Origin of the sequence: Bombella dulcis, from assembly GCF_026385505.1 — a bacterium.
In the GTDB taxonomy this organism is placed as follows: Bacteria; Pseudomonadota; Alphaproteobacteria; order Acetobacterales; family Acetobacteraceae; genus Bombella; species Bombella dulcis.
Window position 1 is genome coordinate 472,247 of the sequence record NZ_JANIDV010000001.1, and the last position, 15,075, is coordinate 487,321.

At 49.6% G+C, this 15,075-nt stretch carries 16 protein-coding genes; 7 read left to right on the forward strand and 9 right to left on the reverse strand.

Annotation, left to right across the window (positions count from 1 at the left end; translation table 11 throughout):
- Positions 1 to 59: 59 nt before the first annotated feature.
- Positions 60 to 1,001: a hypothetical protein gene (locus tag NQF87_RS02135; RefSeq protein ID WP_266126768.1), complete on the reverse strand. Its 942-nt coding sequence runs from the start codon at positions 999 to 1,001 to the stop codon at positions 60 to 62.
- On the reverse strand, positions 994 to 1,980 hold the full coding sequence (locus NQF87_RS02140; RefSeq protein WP_266126769.1) for a diacylglycerol/lipid kinase family protein: 987 nt from the start codon (positions 1,978 to 1,980) through the stop codon (positions 994 to 996). The genes NQF87_RS02135 and NQF87_RS02140 overlap by 8 nt, the downstream gene beginning before the upstream one ends.
- A gap of 206 nt (positions 1,981 to 2,186) precedes the next feature.
- Between NQF87_RS02140 and NQF87_RS02145 the strand changes: the two genes are divergently transcribed.
- The 5 genes from NQF87_RS02145 to NQF87_RS02165 are packed head-to-tail and all read left to right on the forward strand — an operon-like array spanning position 2,187 to position 6,860.
- Positions 2,187 to 3,041: a metallophosphoesterase family protein gene (locus NQF87_RS02145; protein WP_266126770.1), complete on the forward strand. Its 855-nt coding sequence runs from the start codon at positions 2,187 to 2,189 to the stop codon at positions 3,039 to 3,041.
- Complete coding sequence (locus NQF87_RS02150; protein WP_266126771.1) at positions 3,035 to 4,201, forward strand: LptF/LptG family permease; 1,167 nt, start codon at positions 3,035 to 3,037, stop codon at positions 4,199 to 4,201. Before NQF87_RS02145 ends, NQF87_RS02150 begins: the two co-directional genes overlap by 7 nt.
- Positions 4,202 to 4,204: 3 nt before the next feature.
- Positions 4,205 to 5,305, forward strand: coding sequence for an LptF/LptG family permease (locus NQF87_RS02155; RefSeq protein WP_266126772.1), 1,101 nt, complete (start codon positions 4,205 to 4,207; stop codon positions 5,303 to 5,305).
- The gene (locus NQF87_RS02160) at positions 5,302 to 6,108 is read left to right on the forward strand and encodes a sterol desaturase family protein (protein WP_266126773.1); all 807 of its coding nucleotides are present in this window, start codon (positions 5,302 to 5,304) and stop codon (positions 6,106 to 6,108) included. Before NQF87_RS02155 ends, NQF87_RS02160 begins: the two co-directional genes overlap by 4 nt.
- Complete coding sequence (locus NQF87_RS02165; protein WP_266126774.1) at positions 6,105 to 6,860, forward strand: nucleotidyltransferase family protein; 756 nt, start codon at positions 6,105 to 6,107, stop codon at positions 6,858 to 6,860. Before NQF87_RS02160 ends, NQF87_RS02165 begins: the two co-directional genes overlap by 4 nt.
- A 56-nt stretch (positions 6,861 to 6,916) precedes the next feature.
- On the opposite strand, the gene NQF87_RS02170 is transcribed toward NQF87_RS02165, so the two are convergent.
- Positions 6,917 to 7,804, reverse strand: coding sequence for a glucosamine inositolphosphorylceramide transferase family protein (locus tag NQF87_RS02170; RefSeq protein ID WP_266126775.1), 888 nt, complete (start codon positions 7,802 to 7,804; stop codon positions 6,917 to 6,919).
- A gap of 162 nt (positions 7,805 to 7,966) precedes the next feature.
- Here NQF87_RS02170 and NQF87_RS02175 point away from each other — a divergent pair, with 162 nt between their 5' ends.
- Positions 7,967 to 8,773 (forward strand): inositol monophosphatase family protein, encoded by an 807-nt coding sequence (locus NQF87_RS02175; RefSeq protein ID WP_266126776.1) that lies wholly within the window; start codon positions 7,967 to 7,969, stop codon positions 8,771 to 8,773.
- Positions 8,774 to 8,823: 50 nt separating this feature from the next.
- Positions 8,824 to 9,525, forward strand: coding sequence for a lipid-binding SYLF domain-containing protein (locus tag NQF87_RS02180; RefSeq protein ID WP_266126777.1), 702 nt, complete (start codon positions 8,824 to 8,826; stop codon positions 9,523 to 9,525).
- 73 nt (positions 9,526 to 9,598) lie between these two features.
- Here NQF87_RS02180 and mltG read toward each other — a convergent pair whose 3' ends face one another.
- The 6 genes from mltG to NQF87_RS02210 form a co-directional block, all read right to left on the reverse strand.
- Complete coding sequence (gene mltG, locus NQF87_RS02185; protein WP_266126778.1) at positions 9,599 to 10,672, reverse strand: endolytic transglycosylase MltG; 1,074 nt, start codon at positions 10,670 to 10,672, stop codon at positions 9,599 to 9,601.
- A 43-nt stretch (positions 10,673 to 10,715) separates the two neighbouring features.
- Positions 10,716 to 11,999, reverse strand: coding sequence for a beta-ketoacyl-ACP synthase II (gene fabF / locus NQF87_RS02190; RefSeq protein ID WP_266126779.1), 1,284 nt, complete (start codon positions 11,997 to 11,999; stop codon positions 10,716 to 10,718).
- Between the two features lie 130 nt (positions 12,000 to 12,129).
- Positions 12,130 to 12,372 (reverse strand): acyl carrier protein, encoded by a 243-nt coding sequence (locus tag NQF87_RS02195; RefSeq protein WP_182040683.1) that lies wholly within the window; start codon positions 12,370 to 12,372, stop codon positions 12,130 to 12,132.
- 161 nt (positions 12,373 to 12,533) lie between these two features.
- Complete coding sequence (gene fabG / locus NQF87_RS02200) at positions 12,534 to 13,277, reverse strand: 3-oxoacyl-[acyl-carrier-protein] reductase (protein WP_266126780.1); 744 nt, start codon at positions 13,275 to 13,277, stop codon at positions 12,534 to 12,536.
- A 13-nt stretch (positions 13,278 to 13,290) separates the two neighbouring features.
- Positions 13,291 to 14,235, reverse strand: a complete 945-nt coding sequence (gene fabD / locus NQF87_RS02205; protein ID WP_266126781.1) for an ACP S-malonyltransferase — start codon at positions 14,233 to 14,235, stop codon at positions 13,291 to 13,293.
- A 41-nt stretch (positions 14,236 to 14,276) separates the two neighbouring features.
- The gene (locus NQF87_RS02210; protein WP_266126782.1) at positions 14,277 to 15,005 is read right to left on the reverse strand and encodes a glycine betaine ABC transporter substrate-binding protein; all 729 of its coding nucleotides are present in this window, start codon (positions 15,003 to 15,005) and stop codon (positions 14,277 to 14,279) included.
- Positions 15,006 to 15,075: the final 70 nt, after the last annotated feature.

The following is a 15,075-nucleotide window of genomic DNA, read 5'->3' on the forward strand; positions in this document are numbered from 1 at the left end:
CATAGTATAATATAATCTCCATTGGGTATAAATTCCGTACCTAATGGAGATTTTTTTATTCAATGACTCTTTCTATTAAGACGAACATAGCGGGCACGCCATAAAAAAAGAGGAAGCGTCAGAATAGGATGTTTCTTTTCGAATGACGAAACATGAATTTTCTCTCCAGTGTGACGCTGGATTTTCCATAAAAGATATGACACGCCGTCCTTGAACGTAAAAGCTGCTTTAACTAAACGAGCAAGGTTCAGAGGCCTCCCAACAGCCTGGATTTTCTGCCAGTTTTTTTCAGCTTTCATTCTGACAGAGGTCGTCAACAAAGGTCTTAGACCACCTTTTTCTATTTCATAGCCCAGAGAAACATGCTGCCATGCTGATTCCAGTACAGCTATGTAACGCTCTTCTCTTCCTTGTAAAAGATGATGACTCCGTCCTTTTTTCTCTACACGAAATTCTACAGCATATGTATGCGCAAAAAGATTATGCCAATAATCAATAGCCATGCCCTCCTCTGGACCAAGAAGTGCAGCCCAGCAGGATGCTGTAATCGCACACTGTCTTATGGCCTGTAGAACATGATCAGCACTTTTATTATCACGGACCCAAACCATTCTTACAGGCTGGCAAAATCGTGCCCAGATAGTTGTGTCTAAGGTGAAAATAGTACTGCGTTTCTGAAATTGCCTTTGTGATAAGAAAGCTACCTTGGCACGGAGCAACTGTCCCCCTATTACATGTTCCATATAATAAACATTTGGTGGGAGAATATGATTGGCCAAAGAAGCCAAAGGATTTTCATTCAGGCTGGAGGGGCGATCCGTAATAACATAAAAGTCTAATATCCCATCAGGATCGACTTCACGTAATATTGAACCGTAAAATAGAATCCCCAGCGGGCGATGCTTCAGCCGATCAGCAATGGCCTCTGCAAATTGCCCAACCTCATTAGGAACAAGCGACGTCAGTTCCTCAATGAGAATGCCTCGTATCGTATCAAACATAAACAAACCGGAAAGCAGGACCCTGCTCTAACCTGATACGACCACTCGCCGGTGCTTGAAACACTTCTCCGTCTAAAACAAACTCACTGTCCGTCTCAAGCAACATATCTCTAGCAACCGCACTGACGTAATCTCCATGAGATCGCAACCACTCCGGTGCCTGCCCTCTTAGCAGATTGAAACAGGCGTTCGGCAAATCCTTCGGAAAGGAACGGACATCAAAGAAGCGGAAACCTTTTTCAGCAGGATCAGTATTCCAGAATGGCCAGATACCATGTGACAGCTTCTCCAAAGCTGTAGCCATGAAAAGAAAGCTGCGCCTGTTGATCTCTATTCTGGAAGACGTGTCACTGTTCACCGCCCAGGACAGTTCATCACCCCCCATCCATGAATGACGGCTACGTCGAAACAGAAGACTGGCCATACTGGTGAAAAGTGTAAAAAATACAGCCAAGTCATGAGGGGCAAATTTCAGGACGTTAGGAGAGTGAGCAATTCGCACGGCCCGAGCATAGCCAGTACATCCTCCAAACATTCCCAATACTGGCAACCGTCCCTCATCTGGCCACGACAATCTTATGGGAGCCCTGACACGACTCTGTAGACCTTCCGGACGTAGAAGACGATCAACGGCTTTTTCGCCGTGCAGGCCAAATCCAACGTCTCCCGCTATGAGATTTGTGTTGCCTGATGGTAAAATGGCCACAGCAGGTAACGACGTACCATAATAAACGTTGGCAATCGTCGTAAGACATGCACTGACAGTGCCATCCCCACCGCTAATGGCAATAAGATCAACCCCCATACTTTTCAATTCTCTCAGATGGGCTGGAAGATGGCTGTCATTCAATGCGGAAACACAGAAATCGCCCATCTTACGACGGGCCATCCGCAAAAAACGGCCGCTATCCTGCGCATTCTTACGACTGTTCGGATTATGTATCAGGGCTGGTTGTACGGCTTTCACTAATTTTTGCATCTATCCACCACAAATCCGCCCAGAGACATAAAAACCAAGTCATTCCATACGCTGGTCGAACTCCTTTAACATGGCTATGTTGAGGGGACCAGCAGGGAGTTACCCCTAAAAGATCATCCCGTCATGAACACGGTGCTGCCATAATGTTTTCAAACCCGTCCGCCATATCTTCCAACAGGCGCGCGCCCGCCATCTGCCTAGCCCACATGTCAGACCCGCATCTGCCTCCACCCTACATTGCGTGGTCATCTTTTCTGAATAAACGCCTGCTTAGTCGCATCCTATGGATCAGCAAACGTCGTCACCTTCTACAGCCATTCATTACTAAACAGTTACTAGAAGATATTGCCAAACATAAAGAACTGTCTGCCCTTCTGATCAGCGGTGACATAACGAACTTTGGAACTCACGAAGAATATCAGCAGGCTGCCAATTGGCTGAAGGCCTTGCCACTTTTACCTGTTGTCATTCCTGGCAATCACGACCTCATGGCTCCCATCTCTCATAAAAACGGTCTTGCTTTATGGGAAAAATGGTCAGACAGACATTTTCCTTTCATCCGTTTTTTTGAAAAGGTGGCTGTCATAGGGCTTAACTCCGCCCTTCCTACCCCACCTTTTACAGCATATGGTCGTATTGACAGAAAACAGCTTCAAAAACTGGCAAGCCTGCTTGCAGAATTAGATGAAGAGGGATACTGCCGGATTGTCATGCTCCATCACCCCCCCCACAAAGGGCTGTTACCCTACAGGAAATCCCTTATCAACACGTCAGCTTTCTCAAAAGTGCTGAACACTCATGGGGCAGAGCTCGTGCTTCATGGACACTCTCATGATGCAACACTGACAACTGTAGAAGGAACCAATATCCCCCTTCTTGGAGTCAGTGCAGCATCCATGGCCAGTGATTATCCCCAGCGCAGGGCCTCCTGGAACCACCTCACTTTCATTGCCCATGATGCGGGCTGGCAAATCAGATTGCTACGCAAAGATTATACAGGACGGACATTATCCCGCATGCAGTGGCTCTCACACATTCCAACGAAACAGGCTATATGCTGATACGAAGTAATCTGCCAACACTAGACCGCTATCTGCTCCGTCAACTGATTCCTCCCTTTGCAGTTGCACTGGGAACCATGTTGGTTGCCCTACTTCTTGAAAGGCTGCTAACCCTTTTCAATCATTTAGCCAGCAGTGGCAGTTCCATTGCAACATTACTCTCGCTTCTCAGCGACCTTCTTCCCCACTATATGGGACTGGCTCTACCTGCAGCACTCTGTATCGCCATATTTATGACAGTTAACCGTATGAGCGATCACAACGAGATTGACGTTTTATGTGCAGGCCATATATCTCTACTTCGAATCAGCCAACCTTATATCAAAGTCGGGACGATATTAGCCTTTCTCAGTATATTTCTTTACGGGTATATCCAACCGATTGCCCGCTACGATTATCGGGAAGGCTTCTATTATGCCCGGCATACAGGTTGGGCGCCTCACCTGCAATCCGATATGTTCGCATCAACTTCATCCACCACAATGCTAACAGCCGATCATGTAGATCAAGGAGGCTCCCGTCTAAAAAATATTTTCATTCGTAATCTGAAAGATAACGGTAAGGTTGAACTGATTACAGCCCCACGAGGACTACTGACTTTATCAGAACGAGACCAAGCCACTCAACTTGATCTCTGGAACGGCATAATCATTCACGCTAATACACCTGATACACTTGACGACAAGCATGTGACTATCACGCACTTTGAACATATTGCTCGTATCATCGAACGCACCAAAAACCGTCAAACTTTTCGCTCTCGTGGGGATGATGAACGAGAAATGACCACCCCAGAACTGCTGCACGCATTGCATCATGGGTCCCCTCACATTTCTTATATCGTACTCCGATCAGAACTGGATTTTCGTCTGACAAGAGCCATCAGTATTATGTTTATTCCATTGCTCACAATTGCCTTTGCTGTAGGCCATAAAAGACGGAAATCTGTAATCGGACAGATCATGTTAGCCATGATTCTGGTCGGTTTTAACGAAATACTCCTTTTCGGTCACAGTATGGCCACTAATGGCAAGGCCTCTGTCTGGCTGACACTCTGGGTTCCTGAGGTCATCTTCTGTGTCGGATGTACTGTTGCTCTTCTTGCCCGTTCTCAGGTTTCCTGGCGTCATAGAAAACAAACGCATCAGGCGGAAGGCTGATCGATGAAACTGCCTTTTTTCCATCCAACCTTGCTCAAGGTTTTTCTCAAACCACTTCTCACCAAAATTTTCATCTGCTGTGGCGTTCTGACAGCCCTTCTTGAGATTCTGGCTCTTCTGGATGATGCTTCCACGATTCTGGATCGTCACCTGGGGATGAGTGGCCTCTTCAAATATATCGGGCTTCATCTCCCTACACTGATCGTGGAGATCATGCCTCTTTCTGTCATGATTGGCGGCCTGTTCACCCTGCTTCAGATGGCACTCTCCAGTGAAATCGCTGTACTGAAAGCTGCAGGTCTCTCGACCATCAACATGTTCCGTTATCTTCTGCCTGGGCCGATCTTTTTAGGATTTATCTGCATGGCCATGCAGTTCTGGGTGATTCCTCCCTGCGAACAGGAACTTAACCGTTGGTGGAATGAAAGTGCCACGCAAGTTAATGCCACAGATGATCTGCACAGCCTCTGGTTTCATCTCGGAGCAGGCATTCTCCGAGTCGAAACTGTCAGCCATGGAGGAAACAGTTTATCAAAGGTCGTTTTCTATAACCGGCAGACACAGAATGGTCTCCTGACCGGATGTCAATATTATGAAAATCTCACCTATGAAGATGGTCACTGGGCAGCACATGGTACTTCCAAACAGCTGACCCTTTCCAAATCACAGACACAGGCCACAGTAAGTGAACTCCCTATTCCACCAGACCTGAAAGCCACACCACAACAGATCATCAATATGACAATGCAGGGTGTGTTTTATACTCCTCAGCAGTTCAGGAGCATCTTCTCACGAGAGACTCCTTCAAATTTGCCCAGGTCAAATTATCTGATGGCCTTATATGCTACTCTGCTCCTGCCGATGCAGATGGCCGTCATGCTGCTCATCACTCTTCCCATCACCTATATCCCACCTCGTGCAGGTCTGCGGAATCCATTGCCGGTATATGTCATGGCAGCAGGGCTGGGAGTGGTCATTCTTCAGGGTATGATCTCCGCATTGGGAAATTCAGGTTCCCTTCCCATATTAATCGCTATAAGTTCAGGTCAGATCGTAGCAACCCTGTTTGGTCTGGCTTGGATACTGCGAATGGAGGAAAAATGAGTACATTAAAACAGTTCTTCCAGGGAACAACTCTCATGCGAAAGGGCAGAAGTTATGATCTGGGAAAAATGGATCTCTCACAGTTATGGGCGGCTTATCTGACTTATCCAACCATTCTGCTCTACTTTGCCCTGATCATTGCGACGGCTGCACTCAGCCTGTATCTGCATCATAGCTGGTGGGGACTGATCATTCCTATTCCAGTCATCATCGCCGTGTACCCAACAGCCTGGTACATCATTCATCGTTATATCCTGCATGGACGCTGGTTCTACCGTAATCCTGTCACAGCCTCTATGTGGAAACGTATCCATTTTGACCATCATCAGGACCCCCATCTTCTGGAAGTCCTGTTTGGATCTCCTCTAAATACGGTCCCAACCATGATGGTCATTACCATGCCTATCGGCTGGTTGATTGGTGGCTGGGGCGGGGCTTTTTCAGCTCTTTCCACAGCTCTGGTTATGACCTGCATCTATGAATTCTTTCATTGCATTCAGCATCTGGCCTATAAGCCTCGCTGGCAATGGGTTGTTTATATAAAGCAGCTTCACGTTCTTCACCATTTTCATGATGAAGATGGCAATTATGGAATTACCAACTACTTGCCGGATCGGCTGATGGGCACTTTCTATCGTGCTGCCAAGGAACGTCCCCGCAGCCCTTATGTTTTTAACCTCGGCTATACAGTTGAAGAAGCTGAACGTTATCCGTGGGTCATGCGCCGGACAGGTGCTCCTCCTCGCGACCGGCCCGACCCTGCTCGTGCCCCGAAAAGTGAAGAGCTTTCGAAGAGCGCATGAGCATTGCCGTACTGATACTGGCAGGGTCACGTGATGGAGAGCGTGACCCGCTGGCACGTCTGGGCAATGTCTCACATAAAGCCCTTCTACCTATCCAGGGCATTCCCATGATTGAACGTGTTCTGCAGACACTGGAACAGATTCCTGACATTGGGGAAATATGGGTCAGCATTGAGCAGCCAGACCTGCTGGCATATCTGGAAAATCGCATCACGCTTCTGCAAGCAGCGCCTTCTCCCAGTGAAAGCGTTTACCAGGCCCTTGAAATCATTGGCACTCCCTGTCTTGTCACAACAGCAGATCACGCCCTGCTCCAACCCGAATGGGTTATGGAATTCATTCAGAAAAGCCAGGATGCTCATGTCGATCTGACAGCTGGCATAGCCTCAAAAGAAATTATCCAGCGAGATGTTCCTCAGACACAGAGAACCTATATTCGCCTGTCAGATGTTCATTTCTCGGGGTGTAATCTTTTCTGGATGGCAACCCCCCAATCACAGTCAGTTGTTAAACTCTGGCAGCATCTCCAAGGTTACCGGAAACAGCCTTTGCGCATGGCCATGATTCTGGGACTATCCACCATCCTGCGAACACTTACCCGAACACTCAGTTCCAGCCGCTTGGAAGAACGTATCAGAACCCTGACAGGCGCACAGATACGACTCATTCCCCTTTCTGACGGACTTGCCGCTGTTGACGTTGACAAACCTGCAGATGCAGCTTTGGTTGGGCAAATACTCAGTCGGTCATAGAATGGCTTTTCCTGCCCGGTCAATTTCGTCTGATCGGGCAGGAAAATAAGGTTTCCCTATTTCAGAAACTTTTCCCTGATATTAATTAGCGCAGGGCCGAGTCCACACCTGATTTTCTTGAAGTCAGCCAATGTTACGTCTCCTGCTGCTGACAGTGTATGTATGCCGTCAGGATAATCCCTCATCTCTGGCACATGCAGTGGAATGGAATCTCCTCCATTAATGAACGGTCTGCCTTTACTAAAACCACTCAGACGAAGCAGACGTAGCCCTCCTCCATATGTCTCGGAACAGTCCTGCACGGGCAGGAACACTTCTTCACCTTCAACAAAAGGTGTTCCACCTGGGCGTGCACCACTGCGATCAATAAGGAAACGCCCCATATCGCACCATGGTCCTGTCAATTCTTCTGCCAGAGCAATATGCAATGTACTCTGCCTGGCCGGTTTTGGTGCCGGTGGTGTCCAGAAAAGCCACCACCGTCCAGCATGATAAAGCGGCGTAGCATCGATGGCCCCTATCGGGAAATCAAACAAAGAAACCCTTTCCCACTCGTAGGGAAATGACGTGGCCTTATAAAGCGTCAGACGTCCCGACTTATACGCTTCAGGGAGCATATAAACCGCTCCCTCATACCGAAAAATCTGAGGATATGAGAGGTGCCAGTTCTCGCTCAGAACACGCCGACGCTCTTGCAGTATGAAATTCCTGTTGTAAATGAGTACATCAATGGCACCTTTCCCCCTCCTGTAATCATAAAATTCGGCAAAAATATACAGCTTGTCATTGTCCCATATTCCGAATGGATCAGCCAAGAATCCTTCTTTTCCACAAGAAGGAAGGAATGTGATGTCAATATCATCCAAACCATTCTGCCTGATGATCTGCTCAAAAGGCGCATGAAGAATGGCTGACCGCCAATAGTCCATTTTAAACAGTTTCATGAGCCACCTTCCTGTAGATACATATTCATAAAATCTTCCTGCATCATACAGTGCTCCCTCCCCCGGTAAAAGAGGCTTCAACCAACTACTGACAAACTGATCATCCTCCTATAGCTTGGGCTTCAATATCTACGCTTGGATTCATCAGGCAGGAATTTTTAGATGCCCGTAACAACCACCTTTGACAAAGCTGTTGATCTCCGTTTCCATTCAGCGCACAGCATCATCAGAAAAGCAGCCTCTCTTGCCCAAAAGATGCAACCATCCCCAGGCAAACCCATTGCTGAACTCAAAGGTCATCAAGACTATGTGACAGAAGCTGACAGAACTGTTGAAAAATTCATTACTACCCACTTGGCAGCCTTGTTTCCAGAAGACGCCTTTCTAGGGGAAGAGCACGGTAGCATATCAGCTGGGCTGTTCCGCTGGGTCATTGATCCCATTGATGGGACCTCAAATTATGCCAGAGGGCGTAACCGCTGGTGCCTTTCTCTTGGAATTATGTATCAGGACACACCGGTTGCAGGCATCATTATGGCCCCTGCCCTAGGGGAAATTTTCACAGCCATCAAGGGTAGAGGGGCCTTTTTAAATGACAGGCCTATCAGAGCCTCCACAACCTCAACCATGAAAGAAGCCATGGTGGAAATCGGCTGGTCCCCCTATGTACCAGAGGGATGGTATCCAGAAAAAATGCAGGCTCTCCTGAATGAAGGGATCATGCCTCGTTCTCTAGGTTCTGGTGCTTTAGCTCTAGCCGATGTGGCCTGTGGTCGTTCTGATGGGTATCACGAATTTGTCATCTTTCTATGGGATGTCGCAGCTGCTCTCGTTCTTTTGGAAGAAGCTGGGGCTTGTGTATCACCATTCTTGAAAATGGGTGGATTAACACAGCGTACCACCATACTTGCTGGCGCACCGATGATCACCAACACCTTGTCAGATGTACTAGGCATTAAGCTCGATTAAGTTTATAGTCCTTGTGTGCGCATGTTTTTCAGTCTACAGGAGATCCTCCAATGTCCAAATCACTCTCCCATATATCACGGACAATTTCCGTTGCTGCAGGTGCTGGCCTGCTCGCTCTGAGTGCCTGTGCAAATGATGCAGCAGCGACCAAGGTTTCCAAGCAGCAAGCTCTGGTAAATAAGGCTACGTTCGCTGTACAGTCTGCCCTCCTTGATTCAAAAATTAAGGAAAATACGGCCCGTATCCTTCGTGAAACAAAGGCTGTTGTAATCTGTCCTGATGTTACGAAGATGTCCCTCGTTTTTGGAGGAAGCGGCGGTCGGTGCGTTCTGCTAGCCCGTGGTGCTAACAACTCTTGGTCTGACCCGGCTTTCTATCATCTGAGTGCCGGCTCCTTCGGTATTCAGGCCGGCTATCAGCATAGCCAGCTGTTCTTCTTCGTTACATCTCAAAAGGCCCTTCTGAACCTGATGGACCATGAGTTCAGCTTTGATGCCAGTGCCGATGCTGCCTTCGGCAATGATAGCAGCAGCACGCAGAATACTCCGAAAGAAATCTATGCTATGCAGAAGACAAAAGGGGTTTCCGCTGGGGTATCCCTTGGCAGCAGCAAACTAAAGCCGGATAGTGAAGCAAACCGCACTTACTATCACCAGGTTGTCGGGCCGGAGGATATTGTCGTCCGCATGCAGGTCAACAACAAGGCCGCTGATCCGCTGCGTCGTATCGTGATGAAAGCTTTCAATCAGTAACACCGAAAGGGCATCATTCAGAATGAAATGATGCCCCCTTCTCTATGACTTATCGCTCCTAACCAAACCGGAATTACGGGGCAGTGGACTTTTTCACACGGCGATAGGCGCGGACATGATTGGTCTGTTCGGCAAGTGTCCGAGCAAAATTGTGCCCGCCATGTCCTGTCGCCACAAAATACAGAGCATCTCCCGCAGCAGGATGAGCTGCTGCCTCTAGAGAGTCACGGCCGGGGGAACAAATAGGCCCAGGCGGCAGACCTGAATGAAGATAGCTATTATAGGGGTTATCAAACTGTAGATCTCCATGAGTTAAAGGGCGCGGCAGGGTACCCTCTCCGCCGCTCAATGCATAAATGACCGTTGGGTCTGTCTGGAGTTTCATACCCAGTTTCAGACGGTTCAGAAACACACGTGCAACCTGAGGACGCTCCTTAGGAAGAGACGTTTCACGTTCAATAAGAGACGCAAGAATGAGAAGCTGCTCTGGCGTCGTTACTACACCTTCCAATGCCGCCTTATCGCGCCGGGACCAGACATCCTGCAAGATATTCGACATCAGCTCTGTCATATGCTGCAGAAGTGTCTGACGTTCCATTCCCCAGACATAAAAAAATGTCTGAGGGGCCACCGTCCCTTCCAAGATGGCAGGAACTTCTCCCTGCAAAGCAGGAGCCTGCATCAATAATGTTTTGATACGATGAGCCGTCAGACCCTCTGCTATAGTCAGACTATGAGTAACGGAATGTCCGTGACGCAGAATATCCAGACTATGAGCCATAGACACCCGTTCTGGAAATTTCAGCTCAGCCGCATGAATGCTACCCTGTGAACGGGTAGCGAAGATCGCCGCCTTGAAAAACAATGAAGAAACGCTGCCACGAGCTAAAACCCCATTATCCTGCAGAACAGCAATAACACGATCCATCCCTCCTCGGGGAATGACAATCACACGTTCCGCCTGCAAAGGACCTGGGTCCGTGTAATGCCCGTAGCCTGCAAAAAACATTCCACCAACAGTAACAGTGAGAAGAGCAAAAACCCTTCCCTTCGTTATAAGGCGAAAACGCTTCCTAGCTCTCCCCTCTTCCTTCCCCTGAGAAAGGCCACCATTCTGGCTGATCTCTGATGCAGGTTTCTGTGTCATGGGAATGTCTCCAACTAACGAAAAACTGCATCAGACACTAATATTAGTCCTTGAACCGCTTCAGGATCAGGCTGGCATTTGTTCCACCAAAACCGAAACTATTGGAAAGAGCTACGTCCACCTGCTTCTCTTTTGCCTTGTGCGGGATACGATCAATCGCACTTTCACTGGCAGGATTGTCGAGATTAAGTGTTGGCGGCAGAATACCATCACGCATGGCCTGAAGACAGAAAATAGCTTCCACAGCACCAGCAGCACCCAGAAGATGCCCAATAGCAGATTTGGTGGACGACATACTGGTTTTAGAAGCGGCATCACCAAAGAGACGCTCAACAGCTCCCAACTCGAGATCATCCGCCATGGTGGAAGTACCATGGGCATTTACATAGCCAATGTCAGACGGCGTTACCCGTGCGTCTTCCAAAGCTGCCTGCATGGCACGATAGGCCCCCTCATGATTCTCGGCGGGAGCCGTAATATGGTAGGCATCGCCCGACAGGCCATAACCACCAATTTCACCATAAATCTTGGCACCTCGACGCTTGGCGTGTTCGTATTCTTCCAGAACCAGCACACCAGCCCCTTCCCCCATGACAAAACCATCACGCTCTTTGTCCCATGGACGGGAAGCCCCTATCGGATTCTCATTGAACCCTGTGGAAAGGGCACGAGCGGAGCAGAAACCAGCAATACCCAGTTCACAGACTGCTGCTTCTGCGCCACCGGCAACCATCACTTTGGCATCACCATGTTGAATCAAACGGGATGCATCCCCAATGGCATGGGTACCAGAGGCACAGGCCGTTACAACCGCATGGTTCGGCCCTTTGAACCCATACCGAATGGAAAGATGACCGGCGGTAAGATTGATCAACGATGACGGAATGAAGAACGGTGAAAGACGACGAGCCTTCCCGGAAGATACTGCAACGGAGTTATCGTAAATTGTCTTCAGGCCACCAATACCGGACCCCATCATCACGCCCGTGGCACAGCAGTCTTCCTCCGTTTCAGGCTTCCAGCCTGAATCTTCCACAGCCTGAATACCTGCAGCCAGACCAAGATGGATGAAGCGATCCATCTTCTTCTGTTCCTTGACAGGAATCCAATCAGAAAGAGTCAACCCACCATCTGCAGTCGGACCCTCAGGCACTTCACCCGCAATCTGCGCCGGAAGACCAGACGCATCAAAATGCGTGATCGGACCGATACCAGACTGAGAATCAATAAGGCGTTTCCATGTCAGTTCTGCACCAACAGCCAACGGGCTTACTACGCCTATTCCCGTAACGACCACACGTTTTCTGTTCGTTCCAGAGCCGCTCATCGACGCCTTACCTCATCATTTCCTGAATATGCATAGAGCGAAACGGAGTTCCCGCTTCGCTCTCTCTTATGGCGGGAACAGAACTGTTTGACCAGCCTGTTCCCTGACCGTCCGATTCCAGTAACAGGAATCAGGCAGCTTTCTGCTTGGTGATGTACTCGATGGCATCATTCACGGTAGCAATTTTCTCAGCAGCATCTTCCGGAATCTCAACGGAGAATGCTTCCTCGAAAGCCATGACCAGCTCAACGGTATCCAGGCTGTCAGCACCAAGATCGTCAATGAAGGAAGCATCCGGCTTCACCTGATCTTCTTCAACGCCCAAGTGCTCGACAACGATTTTCTTCACCTTGTCAGCGATTTCGTTACTCATCTGCCTTAAATCCTTGTTACCCTACCGGGTGTACCTAAGAAAAAACCTGCCTGCTTGTCAGCTTCAGGACATGGAAATGCCCGGCAATGAAGCCATACTCTGATCCTTGGTCAGGCCAAGCAGGCCGCGCTTAGCATGTTTTCCTGCAAACGCCAAATTTTTCAGACCATAGTCATTCCACCGTTAACATGGAGTGTCGTCCCCGTCACCCATGCAGCCTCGTCGGAAGCTAGATAAACCACGGCTGAGGCCACATCTTCCGGACGTCCCATACGGCCAAGCGGAATATTGCCCAGCAACTTTTCCCGTACGGCTTCTGGCAGAACATCCGTCATTGCTGTTTCCACAAAGCCTGGTGCCACAACATTCACTGTTACACCACGACGTCCAACCTCCTGCGCAAGGGACTTGCTCATCCCCACCAGACCTGCCTTTGCAGCAGAATAATTGGCCTGTCCCGGATTTCCCGTTGTTCCCACAATGGAAGCGATGGAAATAATACGACCACTCCGGCGACGCTGCATACCCTTCAGGGCCGCACGGGCCAACCGGAAGGGGCTTTCCAGATCAACCTTGAGGACCTGTGACCAGTCCTCATCCTTCATCCGTATGACCAGCGTATCCCGCGTCAGTCCAGCGTTATTGACAAGAATATCCAGCGGCTGCCCGGACACTTCTTCAGCACGGGCGATCAAACCATCGGCCTGGGCATCATCAGACAGATTGGCCGGTACGACATGCACACGCTCGCCACCAAGAGTGGAGGCCACTTCCTGAAGAGCACCTTCCCGTGTTCCGCTCAGAACAACGATTGCACCACGTTCATGAAGCTGACGGGCAATTGCTGCACCAATCCCGCCGGAAGCCCCCGTTACAAGGGCCAGTTTACCAGAAAGAGAAAACATCAGATTTACCCCCTTACAGGCTTTTCAGCATTGTTTCGATATCTGCCGGGGTACCAGCATGATCAGCACTCATATCCGGTACGATACGACGGGCCAGACCCGTCAGAACCTTCCCCGCACCCAGCTCATGCTGGCAGCTAATACCCTTGCCCGGCATGGCAAGAACTGTTTCACGCCAGCGAACCTGACCAGTGATCTGCCTGCCCAACAGGTCACGAATCTCATCAGGCTGAGACACTTCTTCTGCTGTCACATTTGCAATCACCGGAATCTCAGCAGACCTGAACGCTGCTGCAGCCAGTGCTTCCTTCATCTCTTCTACCGCCGGAGCCATCAGGGATGAATGAAAAGGTGCCGAGACAGGCAGCTGCACGACACGACGGATTCCCTTATCTTTAGCTGCAACCATGGCACGCTCTACGGCACCAAGATGCCCGGAAATGACAATCTGACCACCACCATTATCATTGGCGATTTCCAGAACTTCACCTTGGGCACATTCATTGCAGATTTCCTGAGCCAGCTCCGGCTCTACACCAAGGATAGCAGCCATCCCCCCCTGTCCAGCCGGGACAGCCCGCTGCATGGCCTGGCCACGCAGACGCAGAAGACGGGCACCTTCGGCAATGTCCATGACACCTGCAGCGGTCAGAGCAGCATATTCCCCAAGGGAGTGCCCTGCCAGAACGGCAGCCTTCTCCTTCAGAGAAAAACCACCTTCATGCTCCAGAGTCCGCACAACGGCCATGGAAACTGCAAACAGGGCAGGCTGGGTATTTTCCGTTGCTGTCAGTTCAGACGGATCACCTTCAAAAATCAGATGGGACAAGCTCATCCTGAGAGCTTCATCCACTTCTTCAAAAACAGTACGCGCTACGGGAAAAGCTTTGTACAGCTCAAGCCCCATGCCAACGGACTGACTTCCCTGACCGGGGAATACAAACGCATGACGTGTCATGCAGACACCTCCATCCTCAAATTAAGCGATGTTATGGAATATCAGCGAGGAATAAGACGCCCACGCTGCCACGATTCAGCAGCTTCCTCTGGTCCCATGCCTTCAATACTGACAGCATGATCGAGGGCACTCATGACCTTATTGCTCAGCATCATGATGGAAAGTTCATCAATCATATCCTCATCCACCTCATCACGAAGCCCTTTCCGTAGAACCAGCCTTGCTGTCTGTGTCTGCCCGTCAAGCAGATCTCCATCAGACAGATTCTCCAGCATATCTGTATGGAACACGGCATGAGGCTGCCACACCGCCACAAGCGGACATTTCCCATTTGCCTCATCCTGTTGCAGGCGGGGCAATATCTCCTCTGTTGCTACGATATCAAGAGGAAGTACCTTAAGATCGGGCTGTCGTATAAAGGCGTTCTCAACAAAGGGACGGGCATCAGCTGTCATCACGAGAGATGAAAATTCCCCAGCATCCCAACGCCTGTTTCCCTTTCCGGCTTTTTTCAGTGCCGAAAAATTCAGTTCGGGATGATACAGGCTGCCAATGACCTCATGCCCATGAGACAAAACAGCCTCATCTCGTGGGAACCACGCGGATACGAGGAGATCGATCTCACCATCATCCAGAGCCTGAAGACGCTCGTCATATCCCAGATCGGCGTAGGCAACATTTTCACCATTCGCTTCGATGACACGTGCCACGCCACTGGCACAAGCAGCATGCAACGCTGTGTAGAGATGACCGATAGTGAGATATGACATGAAAGCCTCGCATGATGAAAAAGCAAATCCGGGGATAGCTACCGTCCGATAGTTTGTGAAGCCCCGCTTC

What these genes read in the sequence shown, in the direction of transcription:
- NQF87_RS02135 (WP_266126768.1), bottom strand. Translation starts at nt 1,001, where the DNA reads ATGTTTGATACGATACGAGGCATTCTCATTGAGGAACTGACGTCGCTT.
- NQF87_RS02140 (WP_266126769.1), bottom strand. Translation starts at nt 1,980, where the DNA reads ATGCAAAAATTAGTGAAAGCCGTACAACCAGCCCTGATACATAATCCG.
- NQF87_RS02145 (WP_266126770.1), top strand. Translation starts at nt 2,187, where the DNA reads ATGTCAGACCCGCATCTGCCTCCACCCTACATTGCGTGGTCATCTTTT.
- NQF87_RS02150 (WP_266126771.1), top strand. Translation starts at nt 3,035, where the DNA reads ATGCTGATACGAAGTAATCTGCCAACACTAGACCGCTATCTGCTCCGT.
- NQF87_RS02155 (WP_266126772.1), top strand. Translation starts at nt 4,205, where the DNA reads ATGAAACTGCCTTTTTTCCATCCAACCTTGCTCAAGGTTTTTCTCAAA.
- NQF87_RS02160 (WP_266126773.1), top strand. Translation starts at nt 5,302, where the DNA reads ATGAGTACATTAAAACAGTTCTTCCAGGGAACAACTCTCATGCGAAAG.
- NQF87_RS02165 (WP_266126774.1), top strand. Translation starts at nt 6,105, where the DNA reads ATGAGCATTGCCGTACTGATACTGGCAGGGTCACGTGATGGAGAGCGT.
- NQF87_RS02170 (WP_266126775.1), bottom strand. Translation starts at nt 7,804, where the DNA reads ATGAAACTGTTTAAAATGGACTATTGGCGGTCAGCCATTCTTCATGCG.
- NQF87_RS02175 (WP_266126776.1), top strand. Translation starts at nt 7,967, where the DNA reads ATGCCCGTAACAACCACCTTTGACAAAGCTGTTGATCTCCGTTTCCAT.
- NQF87_RS02180 (WP_266126777.1), top strand. Translation starts at nt 8,824, where the DNA reads ATGTCCAAATCACTCTCCCATATATCACGGACAATTTCCGTTGCTGCA.
- mltG (WP_266126778.1), bottom strand. Translation starts at nt 10,672, where the DNA reads ATGACACAGAAACCTGCATCAGAGATCAGCCAGAATGGTGGCCTTTCT.
- fabF (WP_266126779.1), bottom strand. Translation starts at nt 11,999, where the DNA reads ATGAGCGGCTCTGGAACGAACAGAAAACGTGTGGTCGTTACGGGAATA.
- NQF87_RS02195 (WP_182040683.1), bottom strand. Translation starts at nt 12,372, where the DNA reads ATGAGTAACGAAATCGCTGACAAGGTGAAGAAAATCGTTGTCGAGCAC.
- fabG (WP_266126780.1), bottom strand. Translation starts at nt 13,277, where the DNA reads ATGTTTTCTCTTTCTGGTAAACTGGCCCTTGTAACGGGGGCTTCCGGC.
- fabD (WP_266126781.1), bottom strand. Translation starts at nt 14,235, where the DNA reads ATGACACGTCATGCGTTTGTATTCCCCGGTCAGGGAAGTCAGTCCGTT.
- NQF87_RS02210 (WP_266126782.1), bottom strand. Translation starts at nt 15,005, where the DNA reads ATGTCATATCTCACTATCGGTCATCTCTACACAGCGTTGCATGCTGCT.